The organism is Burkholderia arboris, assembly GCF_902499125.1.
Lineage (GTDB): Bacteria > Pseudomonadota > Gammaproteobacteria > Burkholderiales > Burkholderiaceae > Burkholderia > Burkholderia arboris.
Genome location: NZ_CABVPX010000005.1, coordinates 215681 through 234552 on the forward strand (window position 1 = coordinate 215681; position 18872 = coordinate 234552).

17 protein-coding genes are annotated in these 18872 nt (G+C 65.9%); 12 read left to right on the top strand and 5 right to left on the bottom strand.

The annotated features are described in order from the left end of the window. The first annotated feature begins 154 nt into the window (after positions 1-154). Positions 155-361 (top strand): hypothetical protein, encoded by a 207-nt coding sequence (locus BLA15945_RS08615; RefSeq protein ID WP_059235050.1) that lies wholly within the window; start codon positions 155-157, stop codon positions 359-361. Between the two features lie 110 nt (positions 362-471). On the opposite strand, the gene proP is transcribed toward BLA15945_RS08615, so the two are convergent. Further along, on the bottom strand, positions 472-1962 hold the full coding sequence (gene proP, locus BLA15945_RS08620) for a glycine betaine/L-proline transporter ProP (protein ID WP_059235048.1): 1491 nt from the start codon (positions 1960-1962) through the stop codon (positions 472-474). 541 nt (positions 1963-2503) lie between these two features. On the opposite strand from proP, the gene BLA15945_RS08625 reads away from it, so the two are divergent. Next, the gene (locus BLA15945_RS08625; protein WP_059235046.1) at positions 2504-2836 is read left to right on the top strand and encodes a YnfA family protein; all 333 of its coding nucleotides are present in this window, start codon (positions 2504-2506) and stop codon (positions 2834-2836) included. A 27-nt stretch (positions 2837-2863) separates the two neighbouring features. Here the strand turns inward: BLA15945_RS08625 and dnaQ are convergent, their stop codons facing one another. The 3 genes from dnaQ to BLA15945_RS08640 are packed head-to-tail and all read right to left on the bottom strand — an operon-like array spanning position 2864 to position 4889. Beyond that, positions 2864-3598 (bottom strand): DNA polymerase III subunit epsilon, encoded by a 735-nt coding sequence (gene dnaQ, locus BLA15945_RS08630; RefSeq protein ID WP_059235044.1) that lies wholly within the window; start codon positions 3596-3598, stop codon positions 2864-2866. Between the two features lie 38 nt (positions 3599-3636). Continuing rightward, entirely contained in the window at positions 3637-4080 is a 444-nt protein-coding gene (gene rnhA, locus BLA15945_RS08635) for a ribonuclease HI (protein WP_059235042.1), read from the bottom strand. Continuing rightward, entirely contained in the window at positions 4077-4889 is an 813-nt protein-coding gene (locus tag BLA15945_RS08640) for a class I SAM-dependent methyltransferase (RefSeq protein WP_059235039.1), read from the bottom strand. Before BLA15945_RS08640 ends, rnhA begins: the two co-directional genes overlap by 4 nt. Before the next feature lie 18 nt (positions 4890-4907). Here BLA15945_RS08640 and gloB point away from each other — a divergent pair, with 18 nt between their 5' ends. From gloB to BLA15945_RS08680, 8 genes are all read left to right on the top strand, one after another. Continuing rightward, the gene (gene gloB / locus BLA15945_RS08645) at positions 4908-5714 is read left to right on the top strand and encodes a hydroxyacylglutathione hydrolase (RefSeq protein ID WP_174992059.1); all 807 of its coding nucleotides are present in this window, start codon (positions 4908-4910) and stop codon (positions 5712-5714) included. Between the two features lie 151 nt (positions 5715-5865). Beyond that, positions 5866-7425, top strand: coding sequence for a transglycosylase SLT domain-containing protein (locus BLA15945_RS08650; RefSeq protein WP_059235036.1), 1560 nt, complete (start codon positions 5866-5868; stop codon positions 7423-7425). 158 nt (positions 7426-7583) lie between these two features. Continuing rightward, complete coding sequence (locus BLA15945_RS08655; RefSeq protein WP_059235033.1) at positions 7584-8801, top strand: MFS transporter; 1218 nt, start codon at positions 7584-7586, stop codon at positions 8799-8801. A gap of 355 nt (positions 8802-9156) precedes the next feature. Further along, entirely contained in the window at positions 9157-10302 is a 1146-nt protein-coding gene (gene carA / locus BLA15945_RS08660) for a glutamine-hydrolyzing carbamoyl-phosphate synthase small subunit (protein WP_059235031.1), read from the top strand. 36 nt (positions 10303-10338) lie between these two features. Beyond that, positions 10339-10998 (top strand): leucine efflux protein LeuE, encoded by a 660-nt coding sequence (gene leuE / locus BLA15945_RS08665; protein WP_059235029.1) that lies wholly within the window; start codon positions 10339-10341, stop codon positions 10996-10998. A 49-nt stretch (positions 10999-11047) separates the two neighbouring features. Next, the gene (gene carB, locus BLA15945_RS08670; protein WP_059235027.1) at positions 11048-14302 is read left to right on the top strand and encodes a carbamoyl-phosphate synthase large subunit; all 3255 of its coding nucleotides are present in this window, start codon (positions 11048-11050) and stop codon (positions 14300-14302) included. Between the two features lie 118 nt (positions 14303-14420). Next, on the top strand, positions 14421-14897 hold the full coding sequence (gene greA / locus BLA15945_RS08675) for a transcription elongation factor GreA (protein ID WP_059235025.1): 477 nt from the start codon (positions 14421-14423) through the stop codon (positions 14895-14897). A 14-nt stretch (positions 14898-14911) separates the two neighbouring features. Further along, the gene (locus BLA15945_RS08680; RefSeq protein WP_021163361.1) at positions 14912-15370 is read left to right on the top strand and encodes a DUF4149 domain-containing protein; all 459 of its coding nucleotides are present in this window, start codon (positions 14912-14914) and stop codon (positions 15368-15370) included. 48 nt (positions 15371-15418) lie between these two features. On the opposite strand, the gene BLA15945_RS08685 is transcribed toward BLA15945_RS08680, so the two are convergent. After that, positions 15419-15946: a YhbY family RNA-binding protein gene (locus BLA15945_RS08685; protein WP_059235023.1), complete on the bottom strand. Its 528-nt coding sequence runs from the start codon at positions 15944-15946 to the stop codon at positions 15419-15421. A 195-nt stretch (positions 15947-16141) separates the two neighbouring features. Here BLA15945_RS08685 and BLA15945_RS08690 point away from each other — a divergent pair, with 195 nt between their 5' ends. Together BLA15945_RS08690 and ftsH are read left to right on the top strand one after the other, a co-directional pair. Next, positions 16142-16804 carry an RlmE family RNA methyltransferase gene (locus tag BLA15945_RS08690; protein WP_059235021.1) on the top strand — a complete coding sequence of 221 codons (663 nt, stop codon included), beginning with the start codon at positions 16142-16144 and terminating at the stop codon, positions 16802-16804. Between the two features lie 166 nt (positions 16805-16970). After that, positions 16971-18869: an ATP-dependent zinc metalloprotease FtsH gene (gene ftsH / locus BLA15945_RS08695; protein WP_059235018.1), complete on the top strand. Its 1899-nt coding sequence runs from the start codon at positions 16971-16973 to the stop codon at positions 18867-18869. Positions 18870-18872 lie beyond the last annotated feature (3 nt).

An 18872-nucleotide genomic window follows, 5' to 3' on the forward strand; every position in this document is an offset into this window, starting at 1 on the left:
TGCCGCGCCACGCCGCGTTTCGTCGTCCGTCCGGCCTTGTCCGGCAGGCCGCTGCCGATTGTTCGCAGCGGCTGACAAGTGACTTCGCATTCGCGCTGTTTATCCGGAAGCGGCCGGTCCCTAAAATCCACTCCATCGAATCACGCCTTGCCAGATGGAGCCGATGATGAAAGCCTTGATCGAATCGAGCCTGTACCACCCGTCCGTCGTGTTGCCGCTTGCCGCGCTGACACAGCTGATGGTCGAGCGCGACTTCAATCTCGGCCAGGTCGGGTTGATCATGGCGACGCGCGGCGCCCAGGCGGCCGTCTCGCGTTCGCGCGCGCTGATCTTCTGCCGTCATTGCGAAGTGCGCGCGTGAAAGCGTTCGCGTCGAAAGGATAAAAAAATGCCCGGCCGGCGCAAGCCGGTCGGGCGGATCGGGTTCGATCGGGCCCCGGCTTCGGCCGGGGCTTTTTCATGGGGCGGCGCTCAGGCGCGTGCCGGCGTCGCGACGCCATACATCTCCGGCGCGTCGTCCTCTTCGCGCAGCTTGCGCGCAAGCTGGTGCGCCTCGCGGCGCGTCGCGACGGCGGGCGGCGAGCCCTTCAGCGGCTGGCGCGCGGTTTCGGCGAGCGCGACGACCGATACGATGCCGATCACGGCGGCGCCCATCATGTAGTACGCGGGCATCATCAGGTTGTGCGTCACGTCGACGAGCCACGCGGTCATCAGCGGCGTCGTGCCGCCGAACAGCGACACCGACACGTTGAAGCCGATCGCGAGCGCGCCGTAGCGGATCTCGGTCGGGAACAGCGCGGGCAGCGCCGACGGCATCACGCCGGTGAAGCACGACAGCAGCACGCCGAGGATCAGCAGGCCGCCGAACACCGACGCGGTGGTGCCTGCATGGATCAGCATCATCGCCGGCATCGACAGCACGAGCAGGCCGACGCAGCCGGCGAGCATCACGGGCTTGCGGCCGATCTTGTCCGACAGGCGGCCCGCGTACAGCGTCATCGGCATCATCAGCACCATCACGATCAGCACGAGCACGAGGCTGTGCGATTCGTCGAAGTGCAGCGTCGACGACATGAAGCTCGGCAGGTACGACAGCACCATGTAGTCGGTCACGTTGAAGATCAGCACGAGGCCGACGCACAGCAGCAGTGCACGCCAGTTGCGCATCAGCGTTTCGCGGAAGCGCGCTTTCGGCACGGCCTTGTCCTGGGCTTCACGTTCTTCGGCCTGGCGCTTGAACGCCGGCGTTTCCTCGAGCTTCATCCGGATGTAGAGGCCGATCAGGCCGAGCGGGCCCGCGATCAGGAACGGCACGCGCCAGCCCCACGACAGCAGCGCTTCCTGCGACAGCGACGCGGTGAGCAGCGCGACGACGCCGGCGCCCAGCACGTACCCGATCAGCGTGCCGAATTCGAGGAAGCTGCCCATGAAGCCACGGCGCTTGTCGGTCGAGAATTCGGCGATGAAGGTGGCCGCGCCGCCGTATTCGCCGCCGGTCGAGAAGCCCTGCACGAGGCGGGCGACCAGCAGCAGCACGGGCGCCATGATGCCGATCGACGCGTAGCTGGGGATCAGGCCGATCGCGAAGGTGCCGACGGCCATCATGATCATCGTCGCGGCGAGCACGCGCTGGCGGCCGATACGGTCGCCGAGCGGGCCGAACACCATGCCGCCGAGCGGGCGCACGAGAAACGCGGCCGCGAACGTGCCGAAGGTCGCGAGCAACTGCGCGGACGGGCTGCTGGACGGGAAGAACACCTTGCCGAGCGTGACGGCGATGTAGCTGTAGACGCCGAAGTCGAACCATTCCATCGCATTGCCGATGGCCATCGCGCTGACGGCGCGCTTGAGCAGGCTCTGGTCGACGACGGTAATGTCGTCCGCGGCGAGCGGAGCTTCACCGGACGGCGAAGCGGAGGAAGAAGCAGCGGTCGGGCTGACGTGTGTTGCGGTCAAGGTCATGCACTCCTTTGACTGCGCCGGAACGGGCGAGCCGTCCGACACGGTTTGCCGGCGAGCGCGGTGTCGCGTGCTGCGCGTCGGGGCAAACCTTTAAGCACTTACTGCACAACGGGCGGTAAAGGGCCGTAAGGGGCTGCTTCGACGCGGGCCCGATGGGCCGTCGCGACAGTGCGCTCATGAAGAATGGGCCGCGTGATGCAGGCGGCAGATGCCGGTGCGGACGATGTGTCCGGCATTCCGGCAACGCCCCGGAGGGGCAACGAAACGAGAAAAGCGGGCCTGTCGGGCGGGCTTTCCTGTGGATGCAATTTCGGTCGAAGCGCCGGCCCGCAACGTGCGGACGGACTTCTCTCGAAATCGAATAGACAGAGATTGAATGTTGAAACAGGCGACATGATAGCACGATGACGGATGATCGTGCAAATTGCCGGGAAGCGCCCGTCTGGCGGGGCGTTCGGCGCGGCCTGCTCGGGTATGATCGGCGGCGCGCGGCGGGGCCGTGCGGCCCCCGGGAGCAGGGGGCGAATTCGCGAGAAACCGGATGACCGAACTGATGAAGATCGCGGCGCTGTTCGCCGCCACCGCGCTGGCAGAAATCGTCGGCTGCTACCTGCCGTGGCTCGTGCTGAAGGGCGGCCGCCCGGTCTGGCTGCTGGTGCCGGCCGCACTGTCGCTCGCGCTGTTCGCGTGGCTGCTGACGCTGCACCCGAGTGCGGCGGGGCGCACCTATGCCGCGTACGGCGGCGTGTATATCGCGGTGGCGCTGGTCTGGCTGCGGGTGGTCGACGGCGTCGCGCTGACCCGCTGGGACGTGGCCGGCGCGGTGCTCGCGCTCGGCGGGATGGCCGTCATCGCGCTGCAGCCGCGCGCGTAAGCGCGGCCGCAGTGCGTGCGGCGGGCGTCAGGCCGATTCGGCGGCGCCCGCGTCGGCGGACTGGCGCCACACGCAGGTGCCCTTGACCGACTTGTCGAGCTCGTCGAGCTGCGCCTGGTGCGCGGCGAGCTCGTCGTCGCTCGCGGCCACCACGGCCAGGTCGAGCGCGGCGAGCGATACGCGCTGCCCGCTCGCGGCGCCGCCGCCCGCGCCCGCGTCGTCGAGCATGTCGATCACGAGGCTTTCCTGGCCGCGCGTCATCGCGAGATACACCTCGGCGAGCAGCTCCGAGTCGAGCAGTGCGCCGTGCAGCGTCCGGTGCGCATTGCTGATGCCGAAGCGGTCGCACAGCGCGTCGAGCGAGTTGCGCTTGCCGGGGAACATCTGCTTGGCCTGCACGAGCGTGTCGATCACGCCGCCGCACTGTTCGGTGAACGGCGGCAGGTTGAGCCGCGCGAATTCGGCATCGAGGAAGCCAAGGTCGAACGGTGCGTTGTGGATGATCAGCTCGGCGTCCTTCACGAAGTCGCGGATCTGGTCGGCGACTTCCGCGAATTTCGGCTTGTCGCTGAGGAATTCGGTCGTGAGGCCGTGCACGGCCAGTGCCCCCGGATCGCTGTCGCGCTCGGGGTTCACGTAGAAGTGCAGGTTGTTGCCGGTGAGCTGCCGGTTCAGCAGCTCGACGCAGCCGATTTCGATGAGGCGGTCGCCGGTGCGGGCGTTCAGGCCGGTGGTTTCGGTATCGAGAATGATCTGGCGCATGTCGGGGAAAACGAAGAAAACAGGGGAACGGCCGGCGTTCAGGCCGTGAGCGATTCGACGCCGCGATTCGCGAGCGCGTCCGCGCGCTCGTTTTCGGGATGGCCCGCGTGACCCTTGACCCAGCGCCACTCGACCTCGTGCTGCGCGACGAGCGCGTCGAGCCGCTTCCACAGGTCGGAATTCTTCACGGGCGTTTTCGCCGCGGTGACCCAGCCTTTCTTCTTCCAGCCGTGGATCCACTCGCTGATGCCTTTCTGCACGTATTGCGAGTCGGTATGCACGACCACCTGGCACGGCCGCTTCAGCGCTTCGAGCGCAGCGATCACGCCCATCAGCTCCATGCGGTTGTTGGTCGTGTTCGGCTCGCCGCCGAACAGTTCCTTCTCCTGGTTGCCGTAGCGCATCAGTGCGCCCCAGCCGCCGGGGCCGGGGTTGCCCTTGCAGGCGCCGTCGGTATAGATGTCGATGGTATCGGTAGTCATGAATGTTCTTGATGGGTAGTCGGGGAGGCCGCCGGCGTCAGGCCCGGTGCGAGCACGGGCTTCTTCATCTTGATCTGGCCGACGAGACGCATGCCGCGCACGCGCTTGACGGCCGTCACCATGTAGACGGCGCCGAAGATCGGCCACCAGCGGTCGCCGGCGGCCTCCATGAAGCCGTAGCGGCCCAGCCACTTGTCGGTGACGAGCGGCGGCCGGTAACAGCCGAAGCGGCCGCGTTCGAGGTCGAAGCCGAGCAGCTTGATCCAGTCCTTGAGCCGGATGAACGCGATCTGGTCGCGCGTGGCCGGCACGAACGGGCGGTTCGCCATGCGCCCGAACGATTGCCGCATGCCCCACAGGCTGAGCGAGTTGAAGCCGGTGATCACGAGCTGGCCTTCCGGCATCAGCACGCGCTCGGCCTCGCGCAGCAGGCGGTGCGGATCGGACGTGAATTCGAGCGTGTGCGGCATCACGATCAGGTCGACGCTCTGCGACTCGAACGGCAGGTCGAGCAGGTCGCACCAGGTCGTGCTGCGATCGGCGGGTGCGTGCTCCGCCGCGTGCGCCTCGCGCGCCCACGGAAACTGGTAGGGCGCGCTCGCGCCGCTCGCCGGATCGAGCACGAGGCCGCGATACGGCATGCGGTTCTCGCGCAGCGCGTCGAGTTGCGGCAGGCCGAGCTGCAGCGCATGAAACCCGAAGACGTCGGACACGATCCGGTCGAGCTGCGCCTGCTCCCAGTCCAGCACGTAGCGGCCGGGAGGCGAGTCGGTCCAGGCGGGCCAGTCTATAATTTGACGATCAGACATAACGATGATTGCGCGCCCATGAACGAGCTGGAATACGTGCCGGTTCCGGCATTCGATGACAACTATATCTGGCTCGTCTCGGACGGCCGCGATGCGATCGCCGTCGATCCGGGTGAAGCCGCGCCTGTACGCCGGGTTCTTGCCGAACGTGGCTGGCGGTTGACCGCTATTTTACTCACGCACCACCACGCCGACCACGTCGGCGGTGTCGAGGCGCTGCGCGATAGCCAACCGGACAATGCTCCGCTGACCGTTTACGGCCCTGCGGCCGAAGCGATCGGTGTGGTCACGCGGCCGCTTGCGGGCGGCGATCGCGTGACGCTCGACGCACCGGCCGTCGAATTCGACGTGCTCGACGTACCGGGTCACACGCGCGGCCACATCGCCTATTTCCAGGCGGCCGGGCAGCACAACGCGGCGCCGCACGTGTTCTGCGGCGACACGCTGTTCTCGTGCGGCTGCGGCCGCCTGTTCGAGGGCACGCCCGCCCAGATGCTCGCTTCGCTCGACGCGCTCGCGGCACTGCCGGGCGACACGCGCGTGCATTGTGCACACGAATACACGCTGTCCAATATCCGCTTCGCGCTCGCGTGCGAGCCGGGCAATGCGGCGCTTGCCGCGTGGCGCGACGAAGCGCAGGCGCTGCGCGCGCGCGGCGTGCCGACGCTGCCCACTACGATTGCACACGAGCGTGCCGTTAACCCGTTCATGCGGGCGGACAGCGCGGCCATTCATGCCACGCTCGAGGCCGAGCTGCACGAAACAGTGCCGGATCGTCTGGCGGCATTCACGCTGATGCGCGAGTGGAAAAACCGGTTCCGATGATGATTTCCGGAGGACTCCAAAGCTCAAGCGGTGTCTGTAAAAATTGCTCCAAATGTAGGATTTCGCTGAGTTTTCGGTGTTTTTATTGACGTGAAGCACGCACTTCCGTAGTATCGCCTGCAATTTCCAGCCGTCGGAAGCCGAGATTTTCATGCGACTTATATTGAGTGCGATGGTGGTCCTGCTACTCGCCGCTTGTGCGAGCCAGGCCCCTGTCGCCAACAACGCCGCCGATTCGCAGGCGACGTCCAACTACCTCCGTAAATCAGCCACCGCCAAAGAAACTGTCGACGTCGACAAGCAATCGGTCGGCGATCTGACCAGTGCCGACTCCGATCTGTGGGGGCGCATCCGCCGCGGCTTCCAGATGCCCGACCTGCAGAGCGACCTCGTCGACATGCAGACGACCTGGTACACGCAGCGGCCCGATTACGTGCAGCGCATGACCGAGCGCTCGCAGAAGTACCTGTATCACATCGTCGAGGAGCTCGAGGCGCGTCACATGCCGACCGAGCTCGCGCTGCTGCCGTTCATCGAGTCCGCGTACAACCCGCAGGCGCTGTCGGTCGCGAAGGCGGCCGGCATGTGGCAGTTCATGCCCGGCACGGGCCGCACGTACAACCTGAAGCGCAACATGTGGCAGGACGAGCGCCGCGACGTGCTCGCGTCGACGAGCGCCGCACTCGACTACCTGTCGCGCCTGCATGACATGTTCGGCGACTGGTATCTGGCGCTGGCCGCGTACAACTGGGGCGAGGGCAACGTGCAGCGCGCGATTGCGCGCAACCAGGCGGCCGGCCTGCCGACCGACTACCAGAGCCTGCGGATGCCGAACGAGACGCGCAACTACGTGCCGAAGCTGCAGGCGGTGAAGAACATCATCGCCAGTCCGCAGCAGTACGGGCTGGCGCTGCCGGATATCCCGAACCACCCGTACTTCGTGACGGTGACGACGTCGCGCGACATCGACGTGGCGGTGGCCGCGAAGCTCGCGAACCTGTCGCTCGACGAGTTCCGCTCGCTGAACCCGTCGTTCTCGAAGCCCGTGATCCTCGGTGCGACCGATCCGCAGATCCTGCTGCCGTTCGACAACGCGTCCGCGTTCGAGAAGGGCCTGAAGGCCTACAACGGCCAGCTGTCGACGTGGACCACCTATACGGTCAGCGAACGTGCGCGCCCGGCCGCGATTGCCGAAAAGATCGGCGTCGACGCCGATACGCTGATGTCGGTCAACAAGATTCCGGCGGGCATGCGCCTGAAGCCGGGCTCGACGATCGTCGTGCCGCGCGGCGATGACGACGACGAGGACATCAGCGCAGACGTCGCCGAAAACGGCGCGCTCGCGATGGAGCCCGACGTACCCGATACGCGCAAGATGCTGATCCGCGTGCGCCGCAAGCAGTCGATGGCGGCGATCGCCGGCCGCTACGGCGTGTCGGTCGGTCAGCTGAAGGCGTGGAACCGTACGCACCGCGATCTCGCGATGCCGGGTCAGGCGCTCGTGCTGCACGTGCCGGTCGGCCGTTCGGTGCCGGCGGAACCCGGTCCGGAGCGGATCGCGACATCGGCCGGCGGTGCGCACATCGAGCGCGCAAGCCTGGCAGTGGGCGGCAAGTCGCACGGCGCGAAGCGCGGTGCTGCAAAGCCGGCCGCCAAGTCGGCGAAGGCAGCGCCGGCCAAGGCTGCTACCCACAAGGGCAAGAAGAAGTAACGCGGCGGCCACGCGCAGCGGCCGGCCGGTCCGGTTCCCGCAATTGCGCTATCATCCGACGAATTGCGACGAAACGCCGTCACCGAGGTGACGGCGTTTTCGTTTGTGCGCGGCGCGGGGGCGCCGCGTCGCGCGTCTTCATATAACAAGGGGAAGTGATGTCGTCGGTGCAGGTGAGGGTGCTCGCGCTGTTTTCGGTCGGGTATTTCGTGTCGTATGTGTTCCGCGGCGTCAATCTGGGCTTCGCGCCGTTCGTCACGCACGAGCTCGGGCTGTCGGCTGCCGATCTCGGCCTGCTGACCAGCCTCTATTTCCTCGGCTTCGCGGGTGCGCAGATTCCGGCCGGCGTGATGCTCGACCACTTCGGCCCGCGCCGCGTGACGGCCGGCATGCTGCTGTTCGCGGCGGCCGGCGCGGCGGTGTTCGGCGCCGCGCACAGTCTCGGCACGATGATGGTCGGCCGGCTGCTGATCGGTGTCGGCGTGTCGGTGTGCCTCGGCGCGGCGTTCAAGGCGCTCGCGCAGCATTTCCCGGTCGGCCGGCTGCCGCTCGTCAACGGTCTCGTGATGGCCGTCGGCGGCCTCGGCGGCGTGATGGTCGGCTCGCCGCTGACCTGGCTGCTCGGCTGGACGAGCTGGCGCGCGATCTGTTTCGGTCTCGCGGTGCTGACGGTGGTCGTCGCGGCGTCGATCGGCCTGGCTGCGCCCGAGGCGCCCCGGGTACGCCACCAGGGCAGCCTCGTCAGCCAGTTCAAGGGCACGTGGCACATCCTGAGCAGCCGCGCGTTCTGGAGGATTTCGTCGTTCTCCATCGTCACGCAGGGCGTGTTCTATGCGATGCAGTCGCTGTGGGTCGGGCCGTATCTGCGCGATGTCGCCGGGTTCGATGCGCCGCACGCCGCGCGCCTCGTGTCGGTGCTCGGCTTCGCGATGATGGCCGGCTGCGTCGGCTTCGGCGCGGCGGCGCGCGTACTCGAGCGGCGCGGCGTGTCGGTCTACGCATTCTGCGGCGTCGGGATGGCGCTGTTCGTCGCGACGCAGGTCGCGATCGTCGCGCGCGTGCCGCTGCCGCCGGCCGTGCTGTGGGCGGCATACGGGATGTTCGGCGGGGTTGGCATCCTGACCTATGCGGTGATGGCCGGGCACTTTCCCGCTCACCTGATCGGCCGCGCGAACACGACGCTCACGCTCGTGATCTTCCTGCTGATTTTCGCGTTCCAGATCGGTGTCGGCGCGGTGCTGTCGCACTGGCCGGCGGTCGACGGCCGCTATCCGGCCGCCGCGCACTTCACCGCATGGGGCGTGCTGCTCGCGCTGCAGCTCGCGAGCGCGGTCTGGTACGTGTGGCCTGCGCGCGGCACTGGCCAAGCGCACTGATCCGGCGGTACGCTGACGGGTAGGGCGGCCGCGGAAACGGGGCCGCAGCGCGTTGCGCCGCGCGGCGCGTGCATGATCGGACGGCCATATCGATTGAAGATAAGGCCATTTTCAGGCTATAATTTGAAAGTTTGTGCTGATCAACCTCGCACCCTAGCGCCTACCTCATTCATCCCGTTCATCCGCCGCACGCCGCCTGCCGGGCGATGCCGCGAAGCCTCGTGCGCCACGCGCCGGGTTCGCGACTCGACAGCGCAGGCCGCGTCCAGCAAGCGACCACGCGCGCCCACGCAGCGCGGCGCTCGCGCGGCAGGGTAAACAGGTCGGCAGCAGGGTGTTCCCCAAGGAGCCTCCCGTGTTGCCGTCTTTTTCTCCCGCCTTGCTTGCACTCGCCGACGGCACGGTCTTTCGTGGTTATTCGATCGGGGCCGAAGGCCACACGATCGGCGAAGTCGTGTTCAATACCGCGATCACCGGCTATCAGGAAATCCTGACTGATCCGAGCTACTCGCGCCAGATCGTCACGCTCACCTACCCGCATATCGGCAACGTCGGCGTCAACGCCGAAGACGTCGAAGCCACGAAAGTCCATGCCGCCGGCCTGATCATCCGTGATCTGCCCACGCTCGCATCGAACTTCCGCATGGACCGCACGCTCGGCGATTACCTGCGCGACGAAGGCATCGTCGCGATCGCCGGCATCGACACCCGCAAGCTGACCCGCATCCTGCGCGACAAGGGCGCGCAGAGCGGCTGCATCCTGGCGGGCTCCGATGACGAAGCGAAGGCGATCGAGCTCGCGCGCTCGTTCCCGGGCCTCGCGGGCATGGATCTCGCGAAGGTCGTGTCGACCGCCAAGCCGTTCGAATGGAAGCAGACGGAATGGCGCCTCGAAGGCGGCTACGGCATGCAGGAAGCGCCGAAGTACCGCGTCGTCGCGTACGATTTCGGCGTCAAGTACAACATCCTGCGCATGCTCGCGGAGCGCGGCTGCCACGTGACGGTGCTGCCGGCACAGGCCAGCGCGGAAGATGCGCTCGCGCTGAATCCGGACGGCATCTTCCTGTCGAACGGCCCCGGCGATCCGGAGCCGTGCGATTACGCGATCGCGGCCACGAAGCAGTTCATCGAACGCGGCGTGCCGACCTTCGGCATCTGCCTCGGCCACCAGATCATGGGCCTCGCCGTCGGCGCGAAGACGCTGAAGATGAAGACGGGCCACCACGGCGCGAACCATCCGGTGAAGGATCTCGGCGACGGTCGCGTGGTGATCACGTCGCAGAACCACGGCTTCGCGGTCGACGCCGATTCGCTGCCGGCCAACGCGCGCGTGACGCACGTGTCGCTGTTCGACGGCACGCTGCAGGGCTTCGAGCTGACCGACAAGCCGGCCTTCTGCTTCCAGGGCCACCCGGAAGCGTCGCCCGGCCCGCACGACATCGGCTATCTGTTCGACCGTTTCACCGCGCTGATGGACGCGGCGAAGCAGCGCAACGCTTAAGTCACTGACGCAACCGAAGGACGGGAGATTCGCATCATGTTCGGCCACGCACTCGGCATCACGGATATCTGGACCTACGTGTTCGGCGTGATCTTCATCATCCTGCTGCCGGGGCCGAACTCGATGTACGTGCTGTCGCTCGCGGCGCAGCGCGGCGTGAAGGCCGGTTATCGCGCGGCCTGCGGCGTGTTCGTCGGCGATACGGTGCTGATGGTGCTGTCCGCCGCGGGCGTCGCGTCGCTGCTGAAGGCGAACCCGCTGCTCTTCTCCGTCGTCAAGTACGGCGGCGCCGCGTATCTGCTCTACATCGGCACCGGCATGCTGCGCAGCGCGTGGCAGAAGCTGCGCGCGCCGGCGAATGCGCCGGCCGGGGCAGCGCCCGCGGTGGACGGCGAACGGCCGTTCCGCAAGGCGCTGATCGTGAGCCTGCTGAATCCGAAGGCGATCCTGTTCTTCATCTCGTTCTTCATCCAGTTCGTCGACCCGGCATTTCCGCATCCCGCGCTGTCGTTCGTCGTGCTCGGGGCGATCGCGCAATGCGCGAGCTTCCTGTACCTGAGCACGCTGATCTTCGCGGGCGCGCGGCTCGCCGAGCATTTCCGCCGCCGCCGCAAGCTTGCGGCAGGCGCGGCGAGCAGCGTGGGCGGCCTGTTCATCGGTTTCTCGGTGAAGCTTGCGCTCGCGACCATGAGCTGAGCGCTGCCGGCCGACCCACGACAACGATTACTTATTGAATTCACAAGCCATGCCAAAACGCACAGACATCAAGAGCATCCTCATCATCGGCGCCGGCCCGATCATCATCGGCCAGGCGTGCGAGTTCGACTATTCGGGCGCGCAGGCTTGCAAGGCGTTGCGTGAGGAGGGCTACAAGGTCGTTCTCGTCAACAGCAACCCGGCGACGATCATGACCGACCCGAACACGGCCGACGTGACCTACATCGAGCCGATCACGTGGGAAGTCGTCGCGCGCATCATCGAGAAGGAGCGCCCGGACGCGATCCTGCCGACGATGGGCGGCCAGACCGCGCTGAACTGCGCGCTCGACCTGCACCACCACGGCGTGCTCGAGAAGTTCGGCGTCGAGCTGATCGGCGCGTCGCCGGAAGCGATCGACAAGGCGGAAGACCGTCAGAAGTTCAAGGAAGCGATGACCAAGATCGGTCTCGGTTCCGCGAAGTCGGGCATCGCGCATTCGCTGGAAGAAGCGACCCAGGTGCACGCCGAGATCATGGCGCTCACCGGCGGCAGCGGCTACCCGGTCGTGATCCGTCCGTCGTTCACGCTCGGCGGCTCGGGCGGCGGCATCGCGTACAACCGCGAAGAGTTCGAGGAGATCTGCAAGCGCGGTCTCGACCTGTCGCCCACGCGCGAGCTGCTGATCGAAGAGTCGCTGCTCGGCTGGAAGGAATACGAGATGGAAGTCGTGCGCGACCGCGCCGACAACTGCATCATCGTCTGCTCGATCGAAAACCTCGACCCGATGGGCGTGCACACCGGCGACTCGATCACGGTCGCGCCGGCGCAGACGCTCACCGACAAGGAATACCAGATCCTGCGTAACGCATCGCTCGCGGTGCTGCGCGAGATCGGCGTCGACACGGGCGGCTCGAACGTGCAGTTCTCGATCAACCCGAAGGACGGCCGCATGGTCGTCATCGAGATGAACCCGCGCGTGTCGCGTTCGTCGGCGCTCGCATCGAAGGCGACGGGCTTCCCGATCGCGAAGGTCGCCGCGAAGCTGGCGGTCGGCTACACGCTCGACGAGCTGAAGAACGAAATCACCGGCGGCCAGACGCCGGCGTCGTTCGAGCCGACGATCGACTACGTCGTCACGAAGATCCCGCGTTTCGCGTTCGAGAAGTTCCGTGAAGCCGATTCGCGCCTGACGACGCAGATGAAGTCGGTCGGCGAAGTGATGGCGATCGGCCGCACGTTCCAGGAATCGTTCCAGAAGGCGCTGCGCGGCCTCGAAGTGGGCGTCGACGGTCTCGACGAGAAGTCGACCAACCGCGACGAGATCGCGATCGAGATCCACGAGCCGGGCCCGGACCGCATCTGGTACGTCGGCGATGCATTCCGCATCGGCATGACGGCCGCGGAAATCTTCGCGGAAACCGCGATCGACCCGTGGTTCCTCGAGCAGATCGAGCAGATCATCCTGAAGGAAAAGGCGCTGTCGGGCCGCACGCTCGCGTCGCTGACGTTCGACGAGCTGCGCTACGTGAAGCAGAGCGGCTTCTCCGACCGCCGCCTCGCGAAGCTGCTCGGCGCGACGCCGGAAGACGTGCGCAAGCGCCGCGTCGAACTGAACGTGCGTCCGGTCTACAAGCGCGTCGATACCTGCGCGGCCGAGTTCGCGACGAAAACGGCATACATGTACTCGACCTACGAGGAAGAGTGCGAGGCGCAGCCGACCACGAACAAGAAGATCATGGTGCTGGGCGGCGGCCCGAACCGGATCGGCCAGGGCATCGAGTTCGACTACTGCTGCGTGCACGCGGCGCTCGCGATGCGCGAGGACGGCTACGAAACGATCATGGTCAACTGCAACCCGGAAACGGTGTCGACCGACTATGACACGTCCGACCGCCTGTACTTCGAGCCGCTGACGCTCGAAGACGTGCTCGAGATCGTCGACAAGGAAAAGCCGGTCGGCGTGATCGTCCAGTACGGCGGCCAGACGCCGCTGAAGCTTGCACTCGACCTCGAGGCGCACGGCGTGCCGATCGTCGGCACGTCGCCGGACATGATCGATGCGGCCGAAGACCGCGAACGCTTCCAGAAGCTGCTGCAGGACCTCGGCCTGCGCCAGCCGCCGAACCGCACCGCGCGCGCCGAAGACGAAGCGCTCGCGCTGGCAGACGAAATCGGCTACCCGCTCGTCGTGCGCCCGTCGTACGTGCTCGGCGGCCGCGCGATGGAAATCGTCCACGAGCCGCGCGACCTCGAGCGCTACATGCGCGAGGCCGTGAAGGTGTCGAACGATTCGCCGGTGCTGCTCGACCGCTTCCTGAACGACGCGATCGAATGCGACGTCGACTGCATCTGCGACGGCGAAGCCGTGTTCATCGGCGGCGTGATGGAGCACATCGAGCAGGCTGGCGTCCACTCGGGCGACTCGGCATGCTCGCTGCCGCCGTACTCGCTGTCGAAGGAAACCGTGGCCGAGCTGAAGCGCCAGACGGGCGCGATGGCGAAGGCGCTGAACGTGGTCGGCCTGATGAACGTGCAGTTCGCGATCCAGCAGGTGCCGCAGGCGGACGGTTCGAAGCAGGACATCATCTACGTGCTGGAAGTGAACCCGCGCGCGTCGCGCACGGTGCCGTACGTGTCGAAGGCAACCAGCCTGCCGCTCGCGAAGATCGCGGCGCGCGCGATGGTCGGCCAGAAGCTCGCGCAGCAGGGCGTCACGAAGGAAGTCGAGCCGCCGTACTTCAGCGTGAAGGAAGCCGTGTTCCCGTTCGTCAAGTTCCCGACCGTCGATCCGGTCCTCGGGCCTGAAATGCGTTCGACCGGCGAAGTGATGGGCGTTGGCCAGACGTTCGGCGAAGCGCTGTTCAAGTCGCAGCTCGCGGCCGGTTCGCGCCTGCCGGAGTCGGGCACGGTGCTGCTGACCGTGATGGACGCAGACAAACCGAAGGCCGTCGAAGTCGCGCGCATGCTGCACGACCTCGGCTACCCGATCGTCGCGACGAAGGGGACGGCTGCCGCGATCGAAGCGGCCGGCGTGCCGGTGAAGGTCGTGAACAAGGTGAAGGACGGCCGTCCGCACATCGTCGACATGATCAAGAACGGCGAGATTGCCCTCGTGTTCACGACGGTCGACGAGACGCGCCAGGCGATCGCCGATTCGCGTTCGATCCGCATGAGCGCGCAGGCGCACAAGGTCACGTACTACACGACGATGTCGGGCGCGCGCGCGGCTGTCGAAGGTTTGCGCTACCTGAAGGATCTGGAAGTCTATGATTTACAAGGTCTTCACGCTCGCCTAAACTAAGCAGTCAGTTACCTGTCGAAGCAACACGTGCCGCGATTAGGCGGTGTTTCCAGTGCATCGGAAACGCGCTTAATCGCGGTGATTTTTTTTATAGCCGTTTTTAGCGATTGAGCCGTTTATGAGCACCATTCCGTTGACAAAGCGTGGCGCAGGGCAACTGCGCGATGAATTGCAGCGCCTCAAGTCCGTCGAGCGGCCGGCCGTGATCAACGCGATCGCGGAGGCACGCGCACAGGGCGATCTGTCCGAAAACGCCGAATACGATGCCGCGAAGGAAAAGCAGGGTTTCATCGAGGGTCGCATCGCGGAACTCGAATCGAAGCTGTCCGCCGCGCAAGTCATCGATCCCACGGTGCTCGACGCCGATGGCCGCGTGGTGTTTGCCGCGACGGTCGAACTCGAGGATCTCGAGTCGGGCGACACCGTCAAGTACCAGATCGTCGGCGACGACGAAGCCGATATCGATCACGGCCTGATCTCGGTCAGCTCGCCGATCGCGCGTGCACTGATCGGCAAGTCCGAGGGCGACGTCGCGGCCGTGCAGGCGCCGAGCGGCGTGCGCGAGTACGAAATCATTTCGGTCAGCTACGTCTGAGACGGGGCGACGTGATGCCGCATCGCGTGTTCCGTCTGCTGTCGGCCGTGTGGGTCGGCAGCCTGCTGACGATCGGGTATGCGGTCGCGCCCGTATTGTTCAAGACGCTGGAGCGGATGACGGCCGGATCGGTCGCCGCCCAGCTGTTCCGTATCGAGGCGATCCTCGGTGTCGTGTGCGGCGTGCTGCTGCTCGCGTTGTCGAACCAGCAGGTACGGCGCGGCAGCAGCGAATATCGCCGCGTGCGCTGGGTCGTTGCCGCGATGGTCGTGTGCGTGCTGGTCGGGTATTTTGCGCTGCAGCCGTTCATGAACGCGCTGCGGGTGGCCGCGATGGATGCGGGCACCGATATCGCGAACTCGCCGTATGCAAGCCGCTTCGGGATGCTGCACGGCGTCTCGAGCGTGTTCTATCTCGTCGAGAGCGTGCTGGGGCTGATGCTGATCTGGCGTCTGCCGGCGCGCGACGCCTGAGCGCCGCGCGGGCAGGGCGGCACGGGATGCCCCGTGCCGCATGCGTGATTACTTGTCCTGGAACGGACGCTTGGTGCTGGCCTGGCGCTTTTTCGCACGCTTCACGGTGCCGCCTGCCGTCACGCGCTCGTTGCCGCGCACGACGACCTTCGTCGGCTTCGGGCGGCGCACGGGGCTTGCGTTCGGCGACACCTTGACGACCTTGACCGTGCGCGGTGCGCGGCCTTTCTTGTCGTCGACGGCTTCGGCCGCGCTCGGCAGCGTGCCGGCACGACGGCCGCGGGCCGGGGCCGCTGCGGCGGCTTCCGGCTTCCAGATCACCAGCAGCTTGCCGATGTGCTGGATCGGCGCCGCGCTCAGGCGGTCGCAGATCTCGTCGTAGATCGCGATGCGTTCGTCGCGTTCGTCGCCGAACACGCGGATCTTGATCAGCTGGTGCGCATTGAGGTGCACCTTGATTTCCTTCAGCACGGCGTCGGTCAGCCCTTCGGCGCCGATCAGCACGACGGGCTTGAGCGCATGGGCCTGGGAGCGCAGCGCGGAGCGCTCGGCGGGAGAAAGCGAAAGGGCGGGCATGGAAATGTCGAAATCTAAATAAGGGCGCGCTGACTGAATGGCGATTGCGGGAAGTTACCGCGTCAGCCGTGCGCCGAAACCACGTAAAATCGCGGCTTGGGCCCGAAAAGGGGCCGCAGCCGCGCGAAGAAGACGCGTATTATCCGCTAAAAGCGCGGCTTCACGAAGCAATTGGCAGCAATCTCTCTCTCTCGAATGGCAAAAAACCGCTTCAACCAGCACTGGCTGCACGACCACATCAACGACCCGTACGTCAAAATGGCGCAGCGGGAGGGCTATCGCGCGCGTGCCGCGTACAAGCTGAAGGAAATCGACGAACAGGACAAGCTGATCCGTCCGGGCCAGGTGATCGTCGACCTTGGCGCCACGCCGGGCAGCTGGAGCCAGTATGCCCGCAACAAGCTCGCGCAGGGCAAGAAGCGTGACGCGGAGCGCGAAGGCGGCATCGACGGCACGATCGTGGCGCTCGACATCCTGCCGATGGAGCCGATCGCCGACGTTCACTTCCTCCAGGGCGACTTCCGCGAGGACGACGTCCTCCAGCAACTCGAGGAAGTGCTCGAAGGGCGCGAGGTGGACCTTGTTATTTCCGACATGGCCCCCAACCTCTCCGGCGTGGCCTCGGCAGACGCGGCGCGCATCGAGCATCTCTGCGATCTGGCGCTCGAATTCGCGCAGAACCATCTGAAGCCGGACGGTGCGCTGCTCGTGAAATGCTTTCACGGCAGCGGCTACAGCCAGATCGTCGAGAAGTTCAAGCAGCAGTTTAAGGTTGTCGCGCCGCGCAAGCCCAAGGCATCCCGCGACAAATCGTCCGAAACGTTCATTTTGGGTCGGCAGCTGAAGCATCCGCGTTGATGCGGGGCACGATGCCGCAAACGGGCTCCGGCCCTTGCCAGACAAGCGAAGCGCTATCGCGCCGGTTGTCAATGCTTATGGCGAGGGTGGTCGGACTGGATTAGAATGACCGAGGGGCGCCGCAAGGAAAATGTAGGCGCTCGTCTACGAGTGAAGGAGTGGTGCTTTGAACAACAATATGTTTTCGAAGGCAGCGGTGTGGCTGGTGATCGCACTGGTGCTGTTTACGGTGTTCAAGCAGTTCGACAAGCCCCGCGTCCAGGAAGGCGTGTCCTATTCGCAGTTCATGGACGACGCCAAGAGCGGCAAGGTCAAGAACGTCATCGTTCAGGGGCGTAACCTCACCGTCACTCCGGCTGATGGCCAGAAATACCAGATCGTGTCGCCCGGCGACATCTGGATGGTTGGCGATCTGATGAAGTACGGCGTGCAAGTCAGCGGCAAGGCCGACGACGAGCCGAACGCGCTGATGTCCGCGCTGTACTACCTCGGGCCGACGATCCTGATCATCGTGTTCTGGTTCTACATGATGAGGCAGATGCAGGGGGGCGGCAAAGGCGGCGCATTCTCGTTCGGGAAATCGCGTGCGCGGCTGATCGACGAGAACAACAACGCGGTGAACTTCTCCGACGTCGCGGGCTGCGACGAAGCGAAGGAAGAAGTGTCCGAGCTCGTCGACTTCCTGCGCGATCCGCAGAAATTCCAGAAGCTGGGCGGTCGCATTCCGCGCGGCGTGCTGCTCGTCGGTCCTCCGGGTACCGGCAAGACGCTGCTGGCCCGCGCGATCGCGGGTGAAGCGAAGGTGCCGTTCTTCAGCATCTCGGGTTCGGACTTCGTCGAAATGTTCGTCGGCGTCGGCGCGGCCCGCGTGCGCGACATGTTCGAGCAGGCGAAGAAGCATGCACCGTGCATCGTGTTCATCGACGAAATCGACGCGGTCGGCCGTCATCGCGGCGCCGGCATGGGCGGCGGCAACGACGAACGCGAACAGACGCTGAACCAGATGCTCGTCGAAATGGACGGCTTCGAGGCGAACTCGGGCGTGATCGTGATCGCCGCGACCAACCGTTCCGACGTGCTCGACAAGGCGCTGCTGCGTCCGGGCCGTTTCGACCGCCAGGTCTATGTCGGCCTGCCGGACATCCGCGGCCGCGAGCAGATCATGCGCGTGCACCTGCGCAAGGTGCCGATCTCGAACGACGTCGATGCCGCAGTCATCGCACGCGGTACGCCGGGCTTCTCGGGCGCCGATCTCGCGAACCTCGTGAACGAGGCAGCGCTGTTCGCCGCACGCCGTGGCAAGCGCATCGTCGAGATGCAGGATTTCGAGGACGCGAAGGACAAGATCTTCATGGGTCCGGAACGCAAGTCGGCCGTGATCCGCGAGGAAGCGAAGCGCGCAACCGCCTATCACGAGTCGGGCCACGCGGTGATCGCGAAGCTGCTGCCGAAGGCCGACCCGGTGCACAAGGTCACGATCATTCCGCGCGGCCGTGCGCTGGGCGTCACGTGGCAGCTGCCGGAGCATGACAACGAGACGTACTCGAAGGACTACCTGATGGATCGCCTCGCGATCCTGTTCGGTGGCCGCGTGGCGGAAGAGCTGTTCATGAACCTCGTCAGCACCGGCGCGTCGGACGACTTCAACAAGGCAACGCAGACGGCGCGTGCGATGGTCGCCCGGTTCGGCATGACCGATGCACTCGGGCCGATGGTCTACGTCGACGACGAGAACGACGCATCGCCGTTCGGCCGTGGTTTCACGCGCACGATTTCGGAAGCGACGCAGCAGAAGGTCGACTCGGAAATCCGCCGCGTGCTCGACGAACAGTACAGCCTTGCGCGGCGCCTGCTGGACGAAAACCGCGACAAGGTCGAAGCGATGACGGCTGCGCTGATGGAGTGGGAAACGATCGACGCCGATCAGATCAACGACATCATGGAAGGCCGTCCGCCGCGCTCGCCGAAGAGTTCGCCGGCTGTTGGCGGCGATTCGTCGGGCGGTGGCAGCAGCGCCGAGGTCAAGCCCGGCAACGCGCCGGCGCCGGCTTCGCCGGCGGCGTAATCC